The sequence below is a fragment of the Paenibacillus vulneris genome, assembly GCF_039543185.1.
Lineage (GTDB): Bacteria > Bacillota > Bacilli > Paenibacillales > NBRC-103111 > Paenibacillus_S > Paenibacillus_S vulneris.
Window position 1 is genome coordinate 66,799 of the sequence record NZ_BAABJG010000023.1, and the last position, 21,939, is coordinate 88,737.

The window sequence follows — 21,939 nt, forward strand, 5'->3', positions numbered from 1 at the left end:
TGTTCCATCACCTCACTACCCCTTCCTGGTACCAGGAAGCCTGCATGCGATACAGTCTCTCGTATTCCCCGCATGCTGTCATAAGCTGATCATGCGTCCCCTGCTCTATCAGACGGCCGTTTTGCAATACCAGAATGCGATCCGCCATGCGGGCCGCCCCCAGCCGATGGGTCACCAGGAAGGCTGTCCTTTTTCCTGCAATGCGCAAAAAATCTGTTATTGCCGCCTTCTCGGCCAGTGGGTCTAACGCTGATGTCGGTTCATCGAAGAACAGGATGCTCCCCTCTCTAATGTAAGCCCTGCCCGCAGCTAAGGACTGCCACTGCCCTCCGGACAGTTCCCTTCCATCGAACTCCGGGCCTATCCGCTCATCTAATCCGAGCCCCCAAGTATGAGCGTTCGCTTGCCTTAGGGCTGCTAAGAGAGCCGGATCGTCGTGAAGACGGCCTATGCTGCCAATAGCGATTTGTTCCCGAACAGACAGATTCATTTTGGTAAAATCCTGCAGGACAGCCGTGAAGCAACCGGATGCTTCTGTCGCGGACAAAAGTGTCCCAGCCTGAGAGTAATACTCGACGCTGCCGGATTGAGGCAGATATAGACCCATAAGCAGCTTGACCAGGGTAGATTTGCCGGATCCGTTCTCCCCTACGATAGCCATTTTCTCGCCGGCAGCTGCCTGAAAGGTTATATCTTCAAGAGCAGGGGTATCTCTTCCTTCATAGGTGAAGGTCAACCGTTCTACCTTCAATGCTGCCTCTGTCGCTGCGGACCGTTGGGAGCCAGCCCTAGCCTCGCTTATGCCGCCGCTTGGGTACGAAGGAACATGTACTTTATCCTCCTCCAGCTGAAGGTACTGCTGCAGCTCATCCCACCGCAGGCTTTGCTGCTTCAAGCTTGCATGCAAATCCAGCAGTCCGGGCCATAATCCGCCAAGGGTTATGGCGATTTGAAGGAGTAACGCCACCTCGCCGGCTGTATTGCCGCGCTGGACGGCAACCAGCACTACGATAGCTGCCATGGCTGCACGGACGAAGGTGACCGCCAGCTCCGACGGAAGCTGCAGCAGCTGCTCTTTTATTCGTTGTCTCACCGTTTCCTTAGAGGATTTAGTGTGCAAGCGCATCCAGGAGGCCTGAAAATAGCTGCCTAGGTCAAGCAGCCGAATTTCTTTAGCAGGAATTCTCGAAGTCATAAGCTGCGCGAGATAATGAGCCCTTCTCCGCTCGGGAATTTGCTGGTGCTGAAGCCGCTCCGCTTTCCGTGCAGCATAGGATCGCAGGGGAAGCTGAATCGGGAGAGCAATTAGAAAGAAAAGAACGATTGCCCACTGACCGAAGTAAGCAAGGATGGAAAGCAATAGGACGCTTTGAATGAGTTGTTGGATGTAGCTATAGCCATTCATAAAAAGGATTTCGGGCGAGGCGCGAAGAGCGCGGGTACGAAGATTTTGTATCGATGGTGATTCCAGTAGAGACAGGCTCAGCCTGCGTTTTTCTCAAGAACTGCCCGCTCCACTTCATATTGGCCAATCTCATTTAACCGGTTGTGGGATAAGAGGGATGTACGGCCTATAAGGGCTTGAACCAACATGACTGCAGCAAGCCAGCCCGATGCAATAATAAGGTCTTGCTGAACCGTTCCGCCGTTCCATGCGGATAGTCCGTCTATGACCCACTTAAGCAGAAGAAGCTGAGCCGGCAGGAGAAGCAAATTGACAAAGTCGGCGGCCGGCTTAATTATGACCGGCTTGGCATCGGCAGATGACAAAAAAGTGCTTACTGCCCTTATTCGCTGCCATAAAGGGTATAAAATAGAGTTCACCTCGCGTCAGGATGAATTTTCCAGAGAATATCTATATTAGCATTATTTCAAAAAAGATCAATACTTTTTTGTACATTCAGAAATTTATTTCCTCTAAAAAACGGACAAAAAAATGCCCCTATTCCGGGGCGTTCTTCCTTTTTATAAATTTAGTTCAAAAAAGGGGAGCATCGTTCGGACATGTACCGGATAAAGGACTGTGTCAAGACAATTCGTTCTTCGGCCGTGTACGGGGAAAGGACCTCCTGCCCCTCTCTAATCCTCAAAGCTTCCTTGACAATGGGATGCCAGCTGTCCGGCAGTCTGGTGAGCATCATTTCTCCTCCTCTCTCCTTCGTCACCATCTCCCCTGTCTCTAAGGAAATATACATGCGACATAAGGACAGCACGCCGAATTCCACAGCCTCATCCACATGGGCGGGATCGATTGTCTCAGGCTTCCTATTAGCCTGCTTCGCCCAGTAACCTTCAAGATTTCGTCTCGTGATATCCAGTAGATCCTTCCAATCGGCCTCAATCGCAAGTGCGGACACGTCCGGCCCCCATACGGTCATTCCGTGATGCTTTAGCTGGTACCAGGTGATATGATTATCCATATCCTCCCATTCAAACATACCCATTGACGTATACCGGTACCACTTCTGCCGACGTTCTTTTGGTATATGACTTAACAGGGAGTATTCCCCTTCCAGCTTATTGGCAAGGTCATTCTCCATAAGCAGTCGCTCATGAACCGCTTGTATACGCGGAAGCGTATGCTGATTCAAGCTGTACAGCACAGTAAAAAAATCGATGTCGCTTCGTCTGGGATTATGATGTCCCAGTGCGGTTGATCCATATAAATAAACGCCGTACACTTGGCCAGGCAGCTCATCGGTTAATACACGGCAATAGCTGTCCATCACACGTTTTACTGTTTCACTCATGGCTTTCACCCGTCCGCCCCCATCCCGTCAAATCAGCTATGGAAGCATTATACCATGCAGGAAATAAAAGGGGACCTTTTCAAACTGATTACACACTAATAAATCCGGCATGTCCTGGGATCATATCTCTATCGCATTCTAAATAAACTGCACATCAGCTCAACTGCTGCCTGGGAGGTGCGGTTACGAAGATCCAGTGCAGGATTGACTTCAACGAAATCCGCACTAATCAGCGTTCCGGATTCTCCAATAAGCTCCATGGCCGTCTTGGCTTCCTGGAGACGGATTCCCCCTGACACAGGCGTACCGACTCCAGGAGCGGCGGATGGGTCCAGACCATCCATATCAAAGCTTACATGAACGCCGTCCGTATGCCCGGATACCGCAGCCAGAGCACGCTGAACGACCTCCTCCATCCCCATCCGCTTGACATCCCTGGCAGAATAGAGCTGTATCCCCATTCGCCGGATCAGCTCCTCCTCTCCTGGATCCAGGGAGCGTGTACCGATAAGAACGACGTGTTCCGGCCGTATCTTTGGCTGATTCCCTCCCAATCGGGTCAGGGCATGATGACCGCAGCCGAGCGAAGCCGCCAACGACATGCCGTGAACGTTGCCCGACGGACTTGTTTGTATGGTATTCAGATCGCCGTGCGCATCGAACCAAATGACCCCAATCCGCTTCCATTGTCCCGCCCCGGCAATACTTCCAACCGCAATGCTGTGATCCCCGCCAAGAATGAGCGGCAATCTTCCGTTTTGGATTGAGGCGACGACGGTACGGTACAATCTCCGGTTCACCTTTACGATTTCCCGTAAATATTTGGCCTTCGCGCTCCCTATGACAGGCTCGGATGAAGCGGGTGGTACCATAATATCCCCTGTATCTTTCACTTCCCTGCCTTCCGATCGCAGACGCTGTATCAGCTCCGCACATCGTATTGCATCAGGGCCCATTCGGCAGCCTCTGCTGCCCGCACCCAGATCAAACGGGACGCCAATGATATCGATCGGTTTATGCTTCGTTATCATGCTGCCCACTCCCCCCGTTACTTGCGCAGTAATCCCTTCAGGACAAAGAACATGTTGGCCGGTCTCTCTGCGATACGTCGGGTGAAATACGGATACCACTGTTTACCGAAAGGGGTATAGATTCTTACTCGGAACCCGCGTTGAACCAGCTGCAGCTGGAGCTGAGGGGCTATGCCGTACAGCATTTGAAACTCAAACTGATTTCGCGGAATCTCGTGCTGCTCCGCATAAGCGATCACCGTATCAATGATGTTCGCATCATGTGTAGCAACTGCCGTATAATAGCCTCCATCGAGATGGGCTTTCACTAACGCCACATACTGATTATCTACATCGGATTTATTGGGGTAGGCTATGTTCGCCTCTTCTTTATACGCTCCTTTAACAATTCTTACGTTTGCCGCATACTGCTCCAATCGGATTAAATCATCGGGAGAGCGGTATAAATAAGCTTGCAGCACCGTTCCGATATGACTTGCTCCGAAACGCTTTACCAGCTTTTCGAACAGCTCCAGCGTCATTTCAGTTAATGTGGAATCTTCCATATCTACCCGTACAAAATTCCTATAATATTTGGCGGCTCCAGCAATCCGCTCCATATGCCGGGTACAGATTCCCGGGTCTATAGTGCATCCCAGCTGACTAAGCTTTACGGAGACATGCGCATCCAGCTGCTTCTCATGAATAACCCGAAGCATTTCCATAATCTGGGCGGCCGCCTCGTCAGCCATAGAAGGGTCTTCTACGCTTTCTCCCAAATAATCCAGTGTCACGGCAAGACCTTGACTATTCAGCTCTCTTACCTTTTTCAGCACTCCTTCTAACGACTCGGCAGCTACAAATCGTTGAACCCCCATACGCATTCCGTATTTACGGAACATCGACTTCACCATCTCCTGCTCCGCCAAAAAAAGCACTGCACGACGAAACCAGGAATCCATCGGCATGTCATGTCCTCCCCCTCTTCAAAGAAGCTCCGAAACCACTTTGGGCTGGGTAAATAAGAACAAATAGTCCGGGCCTCCGGCTTTGGAATCGGTTCCCGACATATTAAATCCGCCGAAAGGATGCACGCCTACTACGGCTCCGGTGCATTTACGATTGATATACAAATTGCCGACATGAAACCGCTCCTTGGCCTTGGCAATATGCTCCCGGTTCCGGGTATATACCGAACCCGTCAAGCCATATTCGGTATTGTTGGCAATGTCCAACCCATGATCAAAATCGGTACAAGGTGTAAAGGCAACAACCGGCCCGAAAATTTCTTCCTGCATGATCCGCGAATCCGGTGCAGCATCTGCAATAATGGTGGGTGCAATAAAATATCCCGGCAAAGGAAGCGCATGCCCGCCTGCTGCAATGCGGCCTTCTTCCTTGGCGATTTCAATATACTCCATAATTTTCTTGAAAGAGGCTTCATCAATGACCGGACCGGTATCGTTGGCCGCATCCGTTACGTCTCCGACTTTCAGCGCTTTGGTTAAGGCGATGCATCGGTTCAACACTTGATCGTAGACATCCTGGTGAATGATTGCCCGGGAGCATGCGGAGCATTTTTGCCCCGAATAGCCAAAGGCGGATACGACAATCCCTTTTGCTGCTGCTTCCAGGTCGGCGTCCCGGTCAACCAGAATGGAATCCTTGCCGCCAAGCTCCCCGATGAACCGTTTCAGCCAGATTTGCTTTGGATTCACCTTAGCAGCCAGCTCCTGTATATGAACTCCGACATCACGCGAGCCGGTGAAGGAAACAAACCGTGTAAGCGGATGCTCTACGAGCACATCACCGATTTCGCTCCCACTCCCCGGTACGAAGTTAACCACACCGTCAGGCAAGCCGCAATCGAACAGCAGCTCTACGAACTTGGCCGCTATGACCGGCGTCTGACTCGACGGCTTCAGCACAACCGTATTCCCACATACGATAGCTGCCGTTGTCATACCTGCCATAATAGCCAATGGAAAGTTCCATGGCGGAATAATGATGCCCACGCCCAATGGAATATAAGTGAGCTCATTGCGCTCTTGCGCAATGGATATCAGCTCCTTGCGGCCGCGATCCGATAACTCTATCATTTGGCGCGCATAATATTCCAGAAAGTCGATAGCCTCCGCCGTATCGGCATCCGCCTCCGCCCTGCTTTTCCCTGCCTCGAGCATGAGCCAGGCATTGAATTCCTGCTTGCGTCTGCGCAAGGCCGCGGCTGCCTTCCATAGCAAGCCCGCCCGGTCAGCCGCACGGACCTGGGACCAGGATTGGAAAGCAGACGCTGCAGAGCGTATAGCCTCTTCGGCCAGTGAACGGTCCGCTTTATATACCTTCCCTATGATTTCACTAGGGTTTGATGGATTGACAGATTCGATGACACCATCCGCTGTCAGCTCCTTTGCACCGATGCGTATTGGATAGCTGCGGCCTAGCTGCCCTTTCACGGCGGCTAATGCTTCCGATAATATACGGCTTTCCGCCGGATTCGTGAAATCCGTTAACGGTTCCGGACGATAAGGTATCATAACGATCTCTCCTCCCTTGAGATCAATTCAAAACCGCTTTGATCTTCTCTAATGCCCAGTCTATCTGTTCCTTGGTGATGATGAGGGGCGGCGCTAACCGGATTGTAAAATGGTGTGTTTCCTTGGCCAGCATGCCTAAGTTCATCAGTCTTTCACAATAAGGACGTGCCGCGACAGACAGCTCGATGCCGATGAACAGCCCCCTGCCCCGGATATCTTTGACCCTGGATGAGTGAAGCTCTTGCCTCAGCCTTTCCAGGAAATAGTCGCCGAGCTCTCTGGAACGCTGAATAAGCTGCTCCTCCTGAAGCACCTTAAGCGAAGCTATCGCTACGGCGCAAGCCAGCGGATTTCCTCCGAAAGTTGATCCGTGTGAGCCTGGGTCAAATACATCCATCAGATCACGGTTCGCGGCAACCCCGGATACGGGGAGTACGCCCCCGCCTAACGCTTTCCCCAATATATACACGTCGGGAACGACAGCCTCCCAATCGGCCGCAAACCATTGCCCTGAACGGCCCAGACCCGATTGAATCTCATCCGCTATAAACAACACCTGATGCTTGGCGCATAGATCGGCCGCACTCCGCAAAAAGCCGTCACGGGGAATGCGAATTCCCGCTTCACCTTGGATCGGTTCTACCAAAAAAGCGGCCGTCCTGGGACTTATCGCCTGCTCCAAAGCCTCGGTATCGTCAAATGGAATTACCCGGATGCCCGGAGTAAAGGGGCCGAAATGCCGCCGATATTCCGATGTGCTGGAGCATGATGTCGTCGTCACCGTTCTGCCGTGAAAATTGTTATCGCAAACGATGATTTCCGCCTCGTCGTCCGGGACCTGCTTCACCCGGTATGCCCACCTGCGGGCCAGCTTGATCGCCGTTTCAACTGCTTCGGCTCCGGTATTCATCGGCAGGAACGCTTCCTTGCCGGTAATCCCGGACAGCAGCTCCAGCAGGTCTCCCATCCGCTCATTGTAGAACGCTCTCGAGGTCAGCGTCACTTTATCGGCTTGATCCTTGAGCGCTTGAATAATTCTCGGATGGCGGTGCCCCTGGTTTAAAGCTGAATAGCCGCTCAGCATATCCATATATCGTTTGCCCGCCACATCCCGGACCCACACGCCTTCGGCCTGCGCGATAACAATAGGAAGCGGATGATAATTATGGGCTCCGAACCTTTCCGATTTTCGTATCATTTCCTGAGTTCTTCTCATTGGACAAGTTTCACCTCACTTCGCGGATCCTCTTGATGGTATGAACCGGTATGCAATCCGTTTTCCAGCTTCGCTTACTTCGAGGCTCAGGATAAATATTTGAATTTTCTGATAATATTAAGCAGACAACGTTTGTATATCTATCTTATGATTAGCCTATGCATTTGGGTTGGGCGCATGCTCCGTTTTGTACAAATAGAACATTTGTTCTGCATTTGATTGATTCATAGCATCCAACAGCTCCCCTTGCAAAAAGCAGGCCCCCGGATATCCCGGAAAGCCTGCTCCTGTAAGAAATCAATATGGGGCTTGATAGCACCTCCCTGATCTCTGTGATGGGTTGAATTGGTTTAAATAGAGTCCACCTGCTCTTCCATCCCGAAAAGCTTGAACGATACATAAGGATAATGACCGTATCGAATGGCTAATTCCCTTTCGAATAACGTCATTCGCTCGATCGTCCGGTTATTGCTTAGCTTCCCGCCGTCCAGTATTCGAAAGGGAATGCCGTGAAGAAGCCGCATGATGGTTTCCTTGGCTTGCTGATCGTCCCCGGTTACGTACACATCGCTCCGTTCGTTATGGTGGATCGGTTGTTCCAATACTTTGAAGAAGGTGTTTTTGAAGGCTCCGACAACATAGCATTGCGGTATGACCCGCTGAAGCTCTTCTGCTGCCGATGTTCCCCAGTCAGTCGTGAAATCGCTGAAATCGTCCGTGAAGGGATTGCACAGATCGACCAGGATTTTGCCCGATAGACAGTCCCTATGCTTTACTGCCCAGGGAATCACATCCCTGAACCAGAGGCTGTGGAAGATGATATCGGACTGAAGTGCTTCCTCATATGAAGCGGCTTTGACGCCCAGAGCTTCATAGCCTCCCTCTTCCATCAGTCTGCTGACCTTTTCCTTCGATCGCGAGGCCCACAATAGATCCGGTATAACCGGAGAGAGCACCTTAGCCAGCCCTTGTCCCATACGGCCTGTTCCGATAATACTTGCCTTCATGCCATCATCTCCTTCATCTGTCGTAAGGACAGAATAAACGAAGATAGGCTGCCTGTGAATTTCCGATTGGTTGCACTGATGTTACCAAAAGTTTCAGCCTGCGAACATGGTCTCTTCTGAAGCTGCAGACGGTACCGGATCCGTAACGATTATCGTTCACCTTTAGATCCAAATGGCAGCTTGGCAGCCTTCGACCTCTCTGGTATGCTGAAGATCATACCCGCTAGAAATCAGGTGATGCCTTGAATATCGAATATATAAGAAGCTTTCTGGAGACTGCAAGATGGAACAGCATTTCCAAAGCAAGCGAGAAGCTTCATCTGACCCACCCGGCACTCAGCAAACAGCTGCGAGCCATGGAAGCCTATTATGGAGTCGCTCTCTTTCACAGGTCAAACACCGGTGTTGAGTTAACGGAGGCAGGCAAGCATCTTCTGGAGCGTCTACAGCCTCTCTATCAAGAGCTGTCTGCCATTCGTTCCGAAATGGGCCAATGGAACCAGCAAAGCATCCGTCAACTTACGCTCGGCACCCTGCCTACCTTAGCCTCCGGCTATATGCCAGAGAAGGTATATGCTATGGAAGCCGCACAGCTGCAGCTCGATCTCCGTGTGATGAATACATCATCCGAGCTATATAGCCGGCTCCAGGCAGGGGAACTCGATGCCATTGTATGTGAACGACTCCCGGAGGGAGTCTCTTCAACCTGGGAGCACACGTTATTCTCGGAGCCTTATGTTGCTATAGTCTATAAGGAACATCCTTTCTCACAACGAACTTCGGTCTCCCTTGCCGAATTAAGTAAGGAGCCATTCATTTTGCATACACCGGAATGCAGGATCCGACAGACACTTACAGAGCGAATGGAGCAATCTGACTTTGGTCTCTCTGTCAAAACCGAGGTCGGCTTTAACGAGTTCATCCTTGGCTATGTGGCTACAGGAGCCGGTATTACCATCTTACCCGAAATGGCTGCACGCAATCTCGCTTCCGCTTCCCTGGCGGCCGTTCCAATTGCGGATGAGGGGATGGTACGGGTGATTGCATTGACTACGGCCCGTACTGCGGCAGACAAAGGACGTTTGCTGGCGGCTTACCTCAAGCCTTAACTGGATAAGGATCACGGTCCGATTGTTCTAGATTACTAGGCTCCCTTACTTGCCGTATACCCTTATCACGTAGTATCATAACTAGCATCAGAAGCAAAAGGAGCTTGTACTTATGAGCGTACACGAAGCAATAACCGCACACACCCGCAAAATGCATTCCCATCTTGAACAATTTCAAGTATTGGACGAGCAGCGAGAAGCTGCTATCGATCGCGCCCTGAACCTTTGTGCATCCGGTCAGCCGTTTACCGTTGACGAGATTAATGCCTTTACGGCACGAATTAATGAGCATGCGAAGCACGGCATCTCCCCTACACGGCCCTATGTTACCGTGGATATGGTCAGAGACTTCGTCAAGCGGTCAGGACACTAGACACTATCGCTTATGAACAAAAAAAGCTTTGGCACCGGCATAAAAAGCGATTTTTATCCGGTACAAAGCTTTTTTTATATTATATCAAGGCCTCAATGGTGTCCATTACCAGTGTGAAATAGTCTTTCCCATGCGGAACAAAGTCCCCTGCATCAAACGTGCGCTCGACTTCCCTTAACAGGCCGTTACTATCAGGCTCCATTCCATTTGCGCGAATTGGAGCATCCATCTGGCCATGGGACAGCCTCCTCACATCCGACAGACGAACCCGATATAACCCGGTAACTTCGTCCTCTTGAAGCCGATAGTCATGAAGCGGTCTATCATCCTTCAGTACGAATACGTGGCAAAACTCCCTATCAGTCTTTCCTCCGTCGAGCAACTGTTCCTCTTGATAGATTCCGCAGGAATGGAGCTCCTTAAATTCTACCTGAACCCCAAGCTCTTCCTCTAACTCCCTAACGCCGTCCTCCACCTGTTCCCCGGCTAGCAAATGTCCGGCACATGAGATGTCGAGCAGGCTGGGGAACGTATCTTTATCCGGATGCCTCATTTGAAATAACAGAAACCACTCATCCTCCTGCTTAGACAGGATCCAGCATTGAAATGTTTGGTGCCATAAGCCTTGCTCATGAACCTGCCGCCGGGTGGCCGTGCCAATAAGCTTCATTTCCCTATCCAAGATGTCAAATGTCTCCAAATCCTGCTTCATTCGTATCCTGCCCCTTGTCTCCAATGTTTACATCTTAGTTTACCAGAAATCAGGAGTACGGGGTAAGCGTCACATAATCTGACAGCTCCATCTTCATATCTTTAATGGCTTGAGAGACCAGCCTTGCTACAGCTTGTGCACCCTTCTCGTTAAAATGAGTGCAGTCTGTCCCGTTATGGGAGATCATAAACAAATCCTTGGCCTTCTCATATCCGAGGTCGGTGAAATACTTAAGGCTCAATGTCATCAGATCAAGTACAGGTACCTGCTCTTCTTCTGCTAATTGCTTCATGGCTGTGCAATAATCTTCAAAGTCATTCAGAAATCGTCCTTGCTCATAATGCAGCCTTCCTACCGGGGTGATAAGCAGAGGGATTGCTTGCCGTTCTCTGGCGCCGGCGATATACATGCCCAAATAATGCTTATATTCTGTGAACGGTTCCGTGTATCTCTCCGGTTTGCTAACCGTGGCATCGTTATGACCCATCTGAATGAACAAGTAATCGTCAGGCTGAATTTCTTCCTCTATCGCGGCTAGTCTCCCTTCCGCAACGAAAGATTTTGAGCTCCTGCCGCCTATGGCTTTATTCACAAAGCGGACGTCCTCGCTGAAATATTCTGCGATATATTGTCCCCAGCCTGCTTGGGGGGCTGAGCTTTCATTATAGGTTTGTACCGTGGAATCACCGGCTAAATAAATGGTGACTTGCTTTTTCACTGCTTCTGCTGTCATTGTCCTGATCCTCCATATTGTCTTATGCTTCTCTCAGCTATTACTTGCGGTCATCCTGGCACGAACCCTGATAAAATATAGGATGCCAGCGATCATCTCAAAGCAGCTGAAGGCGAACCTTTGCCATCATCCTTCCATCCAGCCAGGAGCAAGCCAATTGCGGAATGATATTATTTTAATGAATGACGGGAGCTGTCTCCTATCGCTTTTCTTTTATAGATTAAGGTTTTATAATAGACATAACAAGCTTAATTTTTTGAACTTATATCAATTTCTGAAACCTACTGGGGGTCAAGTATGAATAAATTCGTGCTTCCAATTATCACCTCCGAGAAACAGTTTCCTTTTTATGTATATTCTGTTGGGGGCATGGTCAATCAAACTCCGATCCGGCGGCTGCATGGTTATCCTCATTATGTTTGGCTTCATACGATTCGAGGAGCCGGTAGGCTTCTTTTGAATGGAGTCGAGCATTCCCTGACGGAGCAATCAGGCTTGCTTCTCTATCCCGAGAGCTCGTATGTCTACTCAGCAGTAGAGGAGCCGTGGGAAACCCATTGGGTTGCCTTTTCAGGGCATGCAGTCGGCAGCTTTCTTCAGCAGACCGGACTTCACAGCTCTCAAGTGTTCAAACATATAAATCTGCAGCTCCTTGATAGATTGATAAATGATATTTACGTATCAGCGTTATCTAACCATCCCGACAGCGGGCTTCTCTCCTCGGGAAAGCTTTACAGCTTTTTAATTGAGCTTAGCCGCAGCGTCAATCAGGAGCATTATGAGACTAGCAGCTCGACCTATCATCGTCTGCAGCCTGTACTTTCCCATATTGAAGCTCATTTATCCGAGGATATTTCCCTAGACCAATTGGCCGAGATCATCCGCGTATCACCGCAATATTTATGCCGTTTGTTCAAGCAGTCATTACAAATGAGCCCGGTCATGTATTTAATTCGTTTACGATTGCAAAAGGCAAAGGAACTGCTTCTCGATCAGGAAGAGCTCTCCGTAGCGGACATCGGCTCGAGAGTCGGATTTCAGGCTCCCAGCTATTTTTGCGCCGTGTTTAAGCAGCATGAAGGCATGACACCGTTGGAGTACAGGAAATATTACAAATAGCCGCTTTGAGGCCCAAATACAAGAACCTGTCCGGTATCCGCCGGACAGGTCCTCTTAATAATAATTCCTATTTATGCATTTGGCGTCACCATTTGCTCCGGCCGCACATATTCATCGAATTGCTCCCCTGTCAAGAAGCCGCTTCGGACGGCAGCTTCTTTTAGCGTGAGCTTCTCATGGTGCGCCGTCTTGGCGATTATAGCCGCTTTCTCGTAGCCGATATGCGGATTGAGCGCAGTGACAAGCATGAGGGATTCCCTTACATATTTATCAATAACATCACGGTTAGGCTCAATACCCACCGCACAATGGTCATTAAAGGATAGCATCGTATCTGACAGCAGCTGAGCGGATTGAAGAAAATTGTGAATTATCACCGGCTTAAAAACGTTGAGCTCAAAATTCCCTTGACTAGCCGCAAAGCCTATGACCGCATCGTTGCCCATCACCTGACATGCCACCATCGTCATCGCTTCGCTCTGAGTCGGATTCACTTTACCCGGCATAATCGAGCTGCCCGGCTCATTCTCCGGAATAGTGATTTCTCCGATTCCGCAGCGCGGACCGCTGGCAAGCCAACGAACATCATTGGCGATTTTCATCAAATCGGCCGCCAATGCTTTCATGGCTCCATGAACGTAGACGACCTGATCATGACTCGTCAAAGCATGAAATTTGTTAGGGGCGGATACGAATTCCTTGCCCGTCTCCTTACTAATTTCCTCCGCTACCTTCTCCCCGAACTGCGGATGAGCGTTAAGCCCGGTTCCTACCGCCGTTCCTCCTATCGCAAGCTCCTTCATCGTATGGACGCTTTCTCGAATCATTCGCTCCGTCTTCTCCAGCATGGCCCACCAGCCGCTGATCTCTTGCCCCAATGTCAAGGGAGTGGCATCCTGCAAATGGGTCCGGCCGATTTTAATAATATCAGCGAATGCTTCCATCTTGCCTCGAAGCGTTTCTTTCAGCGTCTTGAGCGCTGGCAGCAGCTGGTTCTCCACCGCCAATACCCCCGCGATATGCAATGCCGTCGGAAACGTATCGTTCGAGCTTTGCGATTTGTTTACGTCATCGTTTGGATGAACCTTAGCCGGTTTCCCCGCCGCTTCAAGCAGCTGGTTCGCCCTGTGGGCTATAACTTCATTGACGTTCATATTGGACTGCGTTCCGCTGCCCGTTTGCCATACGACAAGAGGAAATTGGTCATCCCATTTCCCTGCCAGGATTTCATCAGCCGCGGTGACGATCGCTTCCGCCTTCTCCTTGTCCAGCTTTCCTAGCTGAAGATTCACCCGTGCCGCCGCTTTCTTCAAGATGGCGAACGCTTGAATCACCCTCAGCGGCATTCGCTCCGAACCGATTTTAAAATTTTCGCTGCTGCGTTGGGTTTGTGCTCCCCATAATTTATCTATCGGGACTTGAATCTCACCCATCGTATCTCTTTCCACTCTATATTTCATAACGAAATGCACCTCCTGTTTCTACCATGGTATTTTACCCATTTTCAGGGATATTCTAACCATTATAGAATATGAACTTCGTTCCTCATAGAGCTTAGAGCAGCTTTTTGATTTCATCCTTCAACTGATCGGATTGCGTGCCAAATATGATCTGAACAGCGCCTTGACCAAGCCGCATAACACCGGAAGCGCCAAGTCCCTTAAGCTCCTTGTCATCGACAAGGTTATCATCTGTGAGCACGAGCCTCAACCGGGTAATACACGCATCCACCCCGCCGACATTCCCGGCTCCGCCAATGGCTGCCAGTACGCGCTGTGCCTTATCCCGCGTACGCTGCCTCGGAGACATATTGCCAGCAGCAGCGGAAAGAAGCTCCTCTTCCTCTCGTCCGGGCGTTTTCAGGTTAAATTTCAAAATAAGCACTCGAAATAAGACATAATATACGACACTGAAGCCTAAACCGATCGGAATGATCAGCAATGGATGCGTCGCCAGCGGATAATTCAGCACATAATCAATAAGACCTGCCGAGAAGCCGAACCCGAGCTTGATCCCCATAAATTCAACTATTGCTCCTGATAAGCCGGTCATAATAGCGTGGATCACATACAATCCGGGCGCAGCAAACATGAAAGCGAATTCAAGCGGCTCCGTGATGCCTGTCAGAACAGACGTCAAGGTGATTCCGATAAATGCAGAAGAAATCAGCTTTCTTTTGTCCGGCTTCGCACAATGAATAATGGCCAGAGCTCCCGCCGGCAGCGCGAACATCATAATAGGGAAAAAGCCTGTCATGAATTGACCAGCCGTCCGGTCTCCGCTGAAAAACCGGTACAGATCCCCATGGACGATTTGACCTGACGCATTCGTATAATCCCCGATTTGGAACCAGGCGATGGAATTGATTACATGATGCAAACCGAATGGAATCAGCAGACGGTTCGCCGTCCCAAAAATAAACGCCCCAACGCTTCCCAAATCGGTAAACCACCGTCCGAACGAATCAAGCCCGTGCTGTACAGGTCCCCATATCAAGCCAAGGATAATGCCGACAAGAACCATCGTAAGCGATGTGATGATAGGTACAAATCGTTTCCCGCCAAAAAAGCCAAGCCATTCGGGGAGCTTGATCGCATGGTATTTTTTAAATAAATAGGATGCAATGACCCCGGCAATAATCCCTCCGATAACGCCCATATCCAGCTTTTCATCTTTTCCAATGAACTCGGGAAATGCTACCGGCATCTTGCTGAGGACCGTTACCAGTACCTGATAAGCAATTACTGCCGCCAATGTTGCCGCAGCGTCACCGATTAAACCGATCGTAATGCCCACTGCAAACAGCAGAGGCAAATAATCAAAGATGGCTGAACCTCCGGCTTGAAGGAATGGGGCAACATACTGGTTCAAAAACCCGCCGATGTTATCTCCCAGGTGAAAATCATGGATATAATCAATTGCACCGAACCTTCGCAGCAAAGCCGCAGCAGGGAGTGTTGCAACCGGCAGCATGAGCGCCTTTCCGATTTTTTGTAAAGAAGCGAGCATTCAAGTCAACCCCTTTTTCTCTAAACACATCTGCCTATGAAATCGTGCTCTGCCATACTACACGCATCATGTAAGGCTCGCCAGCATGGACCTCTTTATAGGAGCAGGAGACCTCAGCTGAAAGCATATCGTTTACAATCACTATGGGTGTAATGGGCTCATAGCCGGCTTCCCTCAAATAGCTCAAATCAAATGTAATCAATGGTTGTCCGGCCAAGACCGTTTCGCCGTTGGATATAAGCGATTGGAACCCTTCTCCTTTTAGAGCTACTGTATTCATTCCGATATGGATCAGCAGCTGCAGCCCCGATTCATGTTCCAATATGAGAGCATGCTTGGATTGGATCAGATAAGCCACCACGCCGTCAAAAGGGGCAACAAGGACCCCTTCCGCAGGAACAATAGCTAGGCCTTCTCCCATCTGTTTACTGGCAAAAGCTTTATCAGGAACCCTATCAAGGGGAACCGATTTCCCGGTTAATGGTGAGTTGATGTCCAAAGCCTGGTACTTCGTCTTGTTGGTAAGCCAGTGAGTAAACATGCGGATCCCCCTTGTTGTTTTAGACCTGCCTCATGATGTATAAACCTGAAATAACCGATTCAAATGCATGACCAAGAAGCCTACCTCATCCTCTGGAATTTCCGTCTGAAGATGATCCTTCATCACCTCTGCCAGCTCCAGGGCTAATCGATATTCCTCTTTATACTGCTTTTTCATTTGCTTAAGGAACGGATTGCTGACCACTTTCTTCTGGGTCACACGCTCTAGCGAAAACCTCAGATGAGTAACAAGCCTTACATAGTCCATGCTTTCTTTTGGGATGCGAATGGACCTGAAATGTTCAATCGTTTCCACCATTTCATTGATCAGGCTGGAGAACTTGACCAGCTGTCCTACCGGAACATTCGTTACAGCCGAATGCACGTGATAAGTGAGGAAGCCGACTTCATCATCCGGGATGTTAATCTGAAATTGCTTACTGATAAGCTCCGCGGCTTGCTGGGCAATCTTATATTCCATAGGAAAAAACATTTTCGTTTCATACAAAAAAGGATTCACGATATCCATTCCATTGCGTAGGCGATGTATGGCAAATTGAATATGACTCGGCAAGGCGAAATACACCTTATGGTTCACCGGGGTTGAAAAATGGGTCTCGATCTGTGCAATAATCGTTTCCGAAATACCTATCACCTCCGGATCAATCCCTTCCAGAAAGGAATGGTATTGTGTCAACTGATCTCTATCGTCCAACCGGTACCTTTTTTCAATTCTTGGATCCTTGGCGTCAATGAACTCGGAAGCTTTAGTACCAAAGCCGATTCCTTTGCCCAGCCATACATACTCTCTGTCTGTACCCAGCTCCTTGACCAAAATCACATTATTTCCGATTACTCTCTCGATGCGATGGTTGTTCTCTGGCTTCACTGACGAATCACCGCCTATTTTGTCCATATGGATACTATATACAATAAAAGAAAAAAGAGCCAAGAAAAGTTTTTCTATCTGCATAGAAAACTCTCCTCGGCTCATGCCCTTTTCGCAAGGTAACACGCCTCATTTATTCACTTAATGTAATCTTATAATAAAGAAAGCGCTGCAGTCAATCAAAAATGTCTTTCATTTCCTTTGCAAAAGTAAGAAAATTATGTTATCATTATAAAATGTATCATTGCAAGGTAACCTCGAAACGTTAAATCTCCGTTAGTTTTTCGTTGTACCTCCACCCATTCAACATTTCAAATTCCAATTAACCCTAAAGAATTTGTTGTTGTGTTACTGATTCACACTGGCGCGGTCTTCGGAGCCGCAAGGATGAAAGAGAGGTAGGGCTTTCATTGTTTTAGGGCACCACGTATATGTTATGGCAACAGAAACAGGTTGCTGGTTTAATGGTACATTTTTGGAAGAGCTCCCGTCCATACTAGGCGTCGATACTGGCGATAACCTTCTTGCTTACGGAATCAAGCGCGTTTAACTCATCCGAGTTCAGTTCGATGTCTACAGCATCAATATTTTCTTTCATATGGGCGATGCTTTGAGAACCGACGATAGCCGTAGTCAAGCCTTCTTGATGCAGCAGCCAGCTGATGGCAATTTGCGAAATGGCTTTCCCTCTCGAGTCGGCAATCTCCTTTAACAGCTGTATGAGCTCTTCCTCTTTTTTCAAATGCTCGGGCAAAAATAACCGCCGCGTACTGCGGAAATCGCTTGCATCCAGCTTTTTCTTCCCCGAATGAAATGCTCCTGTCAGTATACCTTTGGCAATCGAGCTGTAGCTCATAATAGCAATGCTGTTTGCCTTGCAATAAGGTATAAGGTCCTGCTCTATCGACCGGTGCAGCAGGCTGTACTCTGGCTGTATGACATCGATTTGCGCGTAGCGGGACGCTTCCTCCAATTGCTCCAAAGAAAAGTTCGATACACCGATGGCGCGGATCAAGCTTTCTTCCTTCAACTTGTTGAACTCCCCTAAGGTCTCGGAAACCGGAATGTCAAAGCTGGGCCAATGGATATAATAAATATCGATGTAGTCGGTTTTCAATCGCTGCAGACTGGCTTCTGCGGAACGGCGAACATCGGCTGGCGCCAGATTAGCGCGGCTGACTTTGGTGGAAAGGACGCATTTCTCTCTGATCCCAAGAAGAGCGCTGCCCACAATTTCCTCCGAGTGACCAGAGCCGTAGCCTTCCGCAGTATCAAAGGTGGTTATCCCCATTTCAAAAGCAGCCTGAAGCGCTTTGATATTATTTTCGTCGCTTGTAAACTCCCATGGCCCTCCGCCCAGCTCCCAGCAGCCGAACGTGACTCTTGATACTTCCAAACCGCTTTTGCCTAATGGTAAAAATTTCAATTGAATTCCTCCTCCAAAAGTTGTACATACCCAGTCATACCATGATTCGTCGACAGGATCAAGTGTTGCTTGAATAAGCTGTCAGCCTCATAGAATGGTCATTCGAGCATTTCAATGATTTCGGAAGCGTCATATTGACCTCCGTGCCCGCATTAATCTGGCTCTCAATTTGAATGGTCCCTTGATGAGTCTCAATAATTTTGTAGCACATCATAAGCCCAAGTCCGGTGCCTTTCTCCTTTGTTGTATAGAACGGTTCACCGAGGAACGCCAGACGTTCCTGAGGAATGCCATGGCCGTTATCTACAATACGGATATGAACTTCGTGCTCATCATGACGGATCTCCATCTGAATTTCGCCGCCGTTTGGCATGGCTTCAATGGCATTTTTTAATAAATTGATAAACACTTGCTTGATCTGAAATTCCGAACAGCATATCATAATCGGATCCTTCTTAGGCATCTGTACCGATATTTGCACATTGTTCATGGTGGCCTCGGGCTCGATCAACTGAATCACCGTTTGAATGATCTGCTTCAGTGATTTCATATTAAACTCGATCACCTGCGGCTTGGCTATAATCAGAAATTCGCTGACTATAAAATTGATCCGATTCAGCTCGCTGCTCATAATATCGTAATAACGCTGCTGATTCGGCCCTTTCTCATACATCAGCTGCAAAAAGCCTTTTAACGAAGTCAGCGGGTTACGGATTTCGTGTGCGAGTCCCGCAGCCAGCTGCCCTACGACAGCAAGCCTATCTGATTTTCTTAATAGCTCTTCCGTCTTTTTGCGCTCGGTAATGTCTCTGGATATCCCTGCTATCGCGATTGTGATCCCATCCGCATCCTTGATCGGCGATATGGTTAGACTAACCTGAAGTACCGTTCCGTCTTTATGCAGACGAATCGTTTCGTAGTCCGTAATCTCTTTGCCGGATAACAGCTGATTCACTATGTCATATAATTCGTCTACACGTTCTTCTGGAATCAGCGGCAGCTTCTCGCCTATAATCTCCTCGCAAGTCCAGCCATAAATTTTTTCGAAAGCATTGTTAATTTGCAAAACATGGCCATCCAAGTCTATAACTTCAATCGCATCCGATGTGTTTGAAATAAAGGATTCCAGCATCTCCTTGGTCGCCCGCAAATCCTCCTCGGTTTGCTTGCGTTCGGTAATATCGATACAGGAAGCAATAACCTCGACTACTTGTCCATCCCGCTTGATGGGTCTAAGTGAAGCCAAGTAGGGAATCTGGTTCAGCATTCCCTCATATAGGACATGCTCCTCCCCTTCCCAAGCGCGTTTATAATATTCCTCCTTATTTAAGGCAATCTCCAGCGGTAAGATATCTTTCAGCTCACAGCCTACAATATGCTCAGGTTTGAAGCCGAGACGATAGACCAGTTCTCCGTCGCACAAGGTGTGAATGAACTTGCCATCGATCATTTTGAATTTGAACGTCATTCCCTGCTGCTTCTTTACGACATCCTGTAAGTCCTGCTGCACCAACCGCAGCGATTCTTTGGTTTTCTTATGCTCCGTAATATCCCTGGCGATGATGTAGAATCCGACGATCCGCCCGTCCACAATGATAGGAACATCCTTTGCCCCTAAATATACTTGATGGCCTTGCTTATGCGTCAGTGTGATTTCATGATTGTATTGATCGTTTTCCAGCACGTTTTGCAATATGAGGAGATGCTCCTCTTCCTCTGCGATCAGCGATTTGAACGAGGTATGCAGCAGCTCTTGTGCTTCGTATCCGATTATTTTTTCCATCGCCGGATTGATCCCATCGATCTTACCGTCTAGGTCCAATGAAAATATGCCAGCTGGATTATATTCAATAAGGGAACGATATTTCTGCTCCAGCTGCTTCCGCGGACTGATATCCTGAATTTGTGAAATCGTATACATAGGTTCACCTTCAGGGTCGCGGACTAGAGAGACATGAAGCAAAATCCAGATTACTCTTCCTGTTTTATGTAAAAAACGCTTCTCTATTTGAAAGCTTTCCCGTTCCCCGGAAAGCAAACGAGTCATATAGTCGATGTTGACTTCCAGATCTTCCGGATGTGTCAGGCTTTGGTAGTCCGTCGAAAGCAGCTCTTGTTCAGAATAGCCTGTAATTCCACATAATGCTTTATTGACCTTATGCCATTTTCCACTTAGATCGTTTAAGGCCATTCCCGTTGCAGCATAATCAAAAGCAACACGGAATAATGCGTCATTCACATGCAAGGATGTTTCCAACCAATTATGATTCTCAGCTCTATTTCGTACTTTCTGCTGCGATTCGCACATGGCAATGTACCTCATATCCGATTATTTTTTCGACAGTATTACTAATGTTCTTCAAATAATGAGCTTTTCCTTCTTATATCCTCATATTTAATTCTATAATCGCTCGACAACTATCGCACAACCCATCGGATGGACCTGCCCAAAAAACAAGCTTCAAGTATATTTAACCCATTCTGTGACACATTAAAAAGGCAATTGGTCTAGTCCAAAAAGAAAGGTTGTCAGTTTATGGAGATTAAATCGGCTTCCACGCAGAATAAACAAAGTCAGTCCCAAGCTTCCCGCTTGGAAGGGCAAGAAATAACTCAAGAGCAGCTAAGTGATGTATATAATGCCGGGACAAGCGACGGAAACGTTCAGCTGGAGAGCGGAACTATGCATTTGCAAAGCAGCAACAGCAATAAACAGTAGTCTTCTTTCAAAGAAGACAATTACATTTTATTCCTCGTGCTAATGCATGTCCTCATGACATTGGTGGAATACTATGGATGATAAAAGCGAGGAGGTGATCCCTGTGGCTGAAAACAACAATAATGCCATTCAGCATGGTATTAATGCAGCTCAAGCTAATGCAGAAAATGAACAAGAGCAGCAGCAAGTCCAAGAGCTTTCTTCTTTGCTTCAAAGCAATACGGAGAATGCAAATGCGGCCTCCTCTGCGGTAAATGAGGAAGAGTCTGATACCAGTGAATATTAAGAAACGCAAAGAAACCTGTGAGGAATCATTCCAATCACAGGTTTCTTTATATAGAGGTTATTATGCCAGGTACAAACAGTTAAATGGCGTGCCCTGAGAGATTCGAACTCCCGACCTTTTGATTCGTAGTCAAACGCTCTATCCAGCTGAGCTAAGGGCACATAAAAATGCAGTCGAGAGGACTCGAACCTCCACGGGGGGTTAGCCCACACGGACCTGAACCGTGCGCGTCTGCCAATTCCGCCACGACTGCAAAGTGATATGGTGCGGTTGAGAGGACTCGAACCTCCACGAGCTTATGCCCACTACCCCCTCAAGATAGCGTGTCTGCCATTCCACCACAACCGCATATTCTATTTCAAGATGGCTTGCACCCTGAAAACTAGATACGAAATGCATGCGTAAAGTTTGTGAATTAGTTTCCCGTTTGTTACGGGCCCCGAGAAAGTATTTGGAATCAGCTTCGAAGCTTCTCTTCACTTTCTTGGGTAATGGATAAGCCCT

General features: G+C 48.5%; 21 protein-coding genes and 3 tRNA genes. 5 read left to right on the forward strand and 19 right to left on the reverse strand.

The features are described 5' to 3' along the window. Nucleotides 1-7: 7 nt before the first annotated feature. The 8 genes from ABEA66_RS21590 to ABEA66_RS21625 all read right to left on the reverse strand — a co-directional run bounded on the left by ABEA66_RS21590 (nucleotide 8) and on the right by ABEA66_RS21625 (nucleotide 8,520). Entirely contained in the window at nucleotides 8-1,405 is a 1,398-nt protein-coding gene (locus ABEA66_RS21590; RefSeq protein ID WP_345590667.1) for an ATP-binding cassette domain-containing protein, read from the reverse strand. A gap of 77 nt (nucleotides 1,406-1,482) precedes the next feature. Continuing rightward, nucleotides 1,483-1,770, reverse strand: a complete 288-nt coding sequence (locus ABEA66_RS21595; RefSeq protein WP_345590669.1) for a hypothetical protein — start codon at nucleotides 1,768-1,770, stop codon at nucleotides 1,483-1,485. Between the two features lie 203 nt (nucleotides 1,771-1,973). Then, complete coding sequence (locus tag ABEA66_RS21600; RefSeq protein ID WP_345590671.1) at nucleotides 1,974-2,750, reverse strand: aminoglycoside adenylyltransferase domain-containing protein; 777 nt, start codon at nucleotides 2,748-2,750, stop codon at nucleotides 1,974-1,976. Nucleotides 2,751-2,878: 128 nt separating this feature from the next. Further along, nucleotides 2,879-3,781, reverse strand: coding sequence for an arginase (gene rocF, locus ABEA66_RS21605; RefSeq protein ID WP_079911886.1), 903 nt, complete (start codon nucleotides 3,779-3,781; stop codon nucleotides 2,879-2,881). Between the two features lie 17 nt (nucleotides 3,782-3,798). Next, on the reverse strand, nucleotides 3,799-4,728 hold the full coding sequence (locus ABEA66_RS21610) for a proline dehydrogenase family protein (protein WP_345590673.1): 930 nt from the start codon (nucleotides 4,726-4,728) through the stop codon (nucleotides 3,799-3,801). Nucleotides 4,729-4,746: 18 nt separating this feature from the next. Then, the gene (pruA, locus tag ABEA66_RS21615; RefSeq protein ID WP_345590675.1) at nucleotides 4,747-6,297 is read right to left on the reverse strand and encodes an L-glutamate gamma-semialdehyde dehydrogenase; all 1,551 of its coding nucleotides are present in this window, start codon (nucleotides 6,295-6,297) and stop codon (nucleotides 4,747-4,749) included. Nucleotides 6,298-6,319: 22 nt separating this feature from the next. Further along, a complete protein-coding gene (locus tag ABEA66_RS21620) occupies nucleotides 6,320-7,513 on the reverse strand; it encodes an ornithine--oxo-acid transaminase (protein ID WP_345590677.1) in 1,194 nt (397 codons plus the stop codon). Between the two features lie 350 nt (nucleotides 7,514-7,863). Then, complete coding sequence (locus ABEA66_RS21625; RefSeq protein WP_079911891.1) at nucleotides 7,864-8,520, reverse strand: NADPH-dependent F420 reductase; 657 nt, start codon at nucleotides 8,518-8,520, stop codon at nucleotides 7,864-7,866. Nucleotides 8,521-8,762: 242 nt separating this feature from the next. Between ABEA66_RS21625 and ABEA66_RS21630 the strand changes: the two genes are divergently transcribed. Both ABEA66_RS21630 and ABEA66_RS21635 read left to right on the forward strand, forming a co-directional pair. Beyond that, nucleotides 8,763-9,629 carry a LysR family transcriptional regulator gene (locus ABEA66_RS21630; RefSeq protein ID WP_345590680.1) on the forward strand — a complete coding sequence of 289 codons (867 nt, stop codon included), beginning with the start codon at nucleotides 8,763-8,765 and terminating at the stop codon, nucleotides 9,627-9,629. A 112-nt stretch (nucleotides 9,630-9,741) separates the two neighbouring features. Continuing rightward, entirely contained in the window at nucleotides 9,742-10,002 is a 261-nt protein-coding gene (locus ABEA66_RS21635; RefSeq protein WP_345590682.1) for a YpbS family protein, read from the forward strand. A 79-nt stretch (nucleotides 10,003-10,081) separates the two neighbouring features. Here the strand turns inward: ABEA66_RS21635 and ABEA66_RS21640 are convergent, their stop codons facing one another. Further along, nucleotides 10,082-10,714, reverse strand: coding sequence for an NUDIX hydrolase (locus ABEA66_RS21640; RefSeq protein WP_345590684.1), 633 nt, complete (start codon nucleotides 10,712-10,714; stop codon nucleotides 10,082-10,084). A 49-nt stretch (nucleotides 10,715-10,763) separates the two neighbouring features. Continuing rightward, nucleotides 10,764-11,447 (reverse strand): rhamnogalacturonan acetylesterase, encoded by a 684-nt coding sequence (locus ABEA66_RS21645; RefSeq protein WP_079911896.1) that lies wholly within the window; start codon nucleotides 11,445-11,447, stop codon nucleotides 10,764-10,766. A gap of 297 nt (nucleotides 11,448-11,744) precedes the next feature. Between ABEA66_RS21645 and ABEA66_RS21650 the strand changes: the two genes are divergently transcribed. Beyond that, on the forward strand, nucleotides 11,745-12,566 hold the full coding sequence (locus ABEA66_RS21650) for an AraC family transcriptional regulator (RefSeq protein ID WP_079911897.1): 822 nt from the start codon (nucleotides 11,745-11,747) through the stop codon (nucleotides 12,564-12,566). Nucleotides 12,567-12,637: 71 nt separating this feature from the next. On the opposite strand, the gene fumC is transcribed toward ABEA66_RS21650, so the two are convergent. From fumC to ABEA66_RS21680, 6 genes are all read right to left on the reverse strand, one after another. Further along, the gene (fumC, locus tag ABEA66_RS21655; RefSeq protein ID WP_079911898.1) at nucleotides 12,638-14,026 is read right to left on the reverse strand and encodes a class II fumarate hydratase; all 1,389 of its coding nucleotides are present in this window, start codon (nucleotides 14,024-14,026) and stop codon (nucleotides 12,638-12,640) included. A 94-nt stretch (nucleotides 14,027-14,120) separates the two neighbouring features. After that, nucleotides 14,121-15,575 carry a PTS transporter subunit EIIC gene (locus tag ABEA66_RS21660; RefSeq protein ID WP_079911899.1) on the reverse strand — a complete coding sequence of 485 codons (1,455 nt, stop codon included), beginning with the start codon at nucleotides 15,573-15,575 and terminating at the stop codon, nucleotides 14,121-14,123. Nucleotides 15,576-15,609: 34 nt separating this feature from the next. Further along, on the reverse strand, nucleotides 15,610-16,116 hold the full coding sequence (locus ABEA66_RS21665; RefSeq protein WP_079911900.1) for a PTS sugar transporter subunit IIA: 507 nt from the start codon (nucleotides 16,114-16,116) through the stop codon (nucleotides 15,610-15,612). 30 nt (nucleotides 16,117-16,146) lie between these two features. Beyond that, nucleotides 16,147-17,088 (reverse strand): PRD domain-containing protein, encoded by a 942-nt coding sequence (locus tag ABEA66_RS21670; protein WP_318781040.1) that lies wholly within the window; start codon nucleotides 17,086-17,088, stop codon nucleotides 16,147-16,149. 412 nt (nucleotides 17,089-17,500) lie between these two features. Beyond that, on the reverse strand, nucleotides 17,501-18,430 hold the full coding sequence (locus ABEA66_RS21675; protein WP_345590692.1) for an aldo/keto reductase: 930 nt from the start codon (nucleotides 18,428-18,430) through the stop codon (nucleotides 17,501-17,503). A 58-nt stretch (nucleotides 18,431-18,488) separates the two neighbouring features. Further along, a complete protein-coding gene (locus ABEA66_RS21680) occupies nucleotides 18,489-20,738 on the reverse strand; it encodes a PAS domain S-box protein (RefSeq protein ID WP_345590694.1) in 2,250 nt (749 codons plus the stop codon). Between the two features lie 228 nt (nucleotides 20,739-20,966). Here ABEA66_RS21680 and ABEA66_RS21685 point away from each other — a divergent pair, with 228 nt between their 5' ends. Both ABEA66_RS21685 and ABEA66_RS21690 read left to right on the forward strand, forming a co-directional pair. Beyond that, the gene (locus ABEA66_RS21685) at nucleotides 20,967-21,149 is read left to right on the forward strand and encodes a hypothetical protein (protein ID WP_345590696.1); all 183 of its coding nucleotides are present in this window, start codon (nucleotides 20,967-20,969) and stop codon (nucleotides 21,147-21,149) included. Nucleotides 21,150-21,222: 73 nt separating this feature from the next. Further along, the gene (locus ABEA66_RS21690; protein WP_079911905.1) at nucleotides 21,223-21,435 is read left to right on the forward strand and encodes a hypothetical protein; all 213 of its coding nucleotides are present in this window, start codon (nucleotides 21,223-21,225) and stop codon (nucleotides 21,433-21,435) included. A gap of 84 nt (nucleotides 21,436-21,519) precedes the next feature. Here ABEA66_RS21690 and ABEA66_RS21695 read toward each other — a convergent pair. The 3 genes from ABEA66_RS21695 to ABEA66_RS21705 form a co-directional block, all read right to left on the reverse strand. Further along, nucleotides 21,520-21,596 (reverse strand) — tRNA-Arg (locus ABEA66_RS21695). A 7-nt stretch (nucleotides 21,597-21,603) separates the two neighbouring features. Further along, a tRNA-Leu gene (locus ABEA66_RS21700) sits at nucleotides 21,604-21,688 on the reverse strand. 9 nt (nucleotides 21,689-21,697) lie between these two features. Continuing rightward, nucleotides 21,698-21,783: transfer RNA gene (locus ABEA66_RS21705), tRNA-Leu, on the reverse strand. Nucleotides 21,784-21,939: the final 156 nt, after the last annotated feature.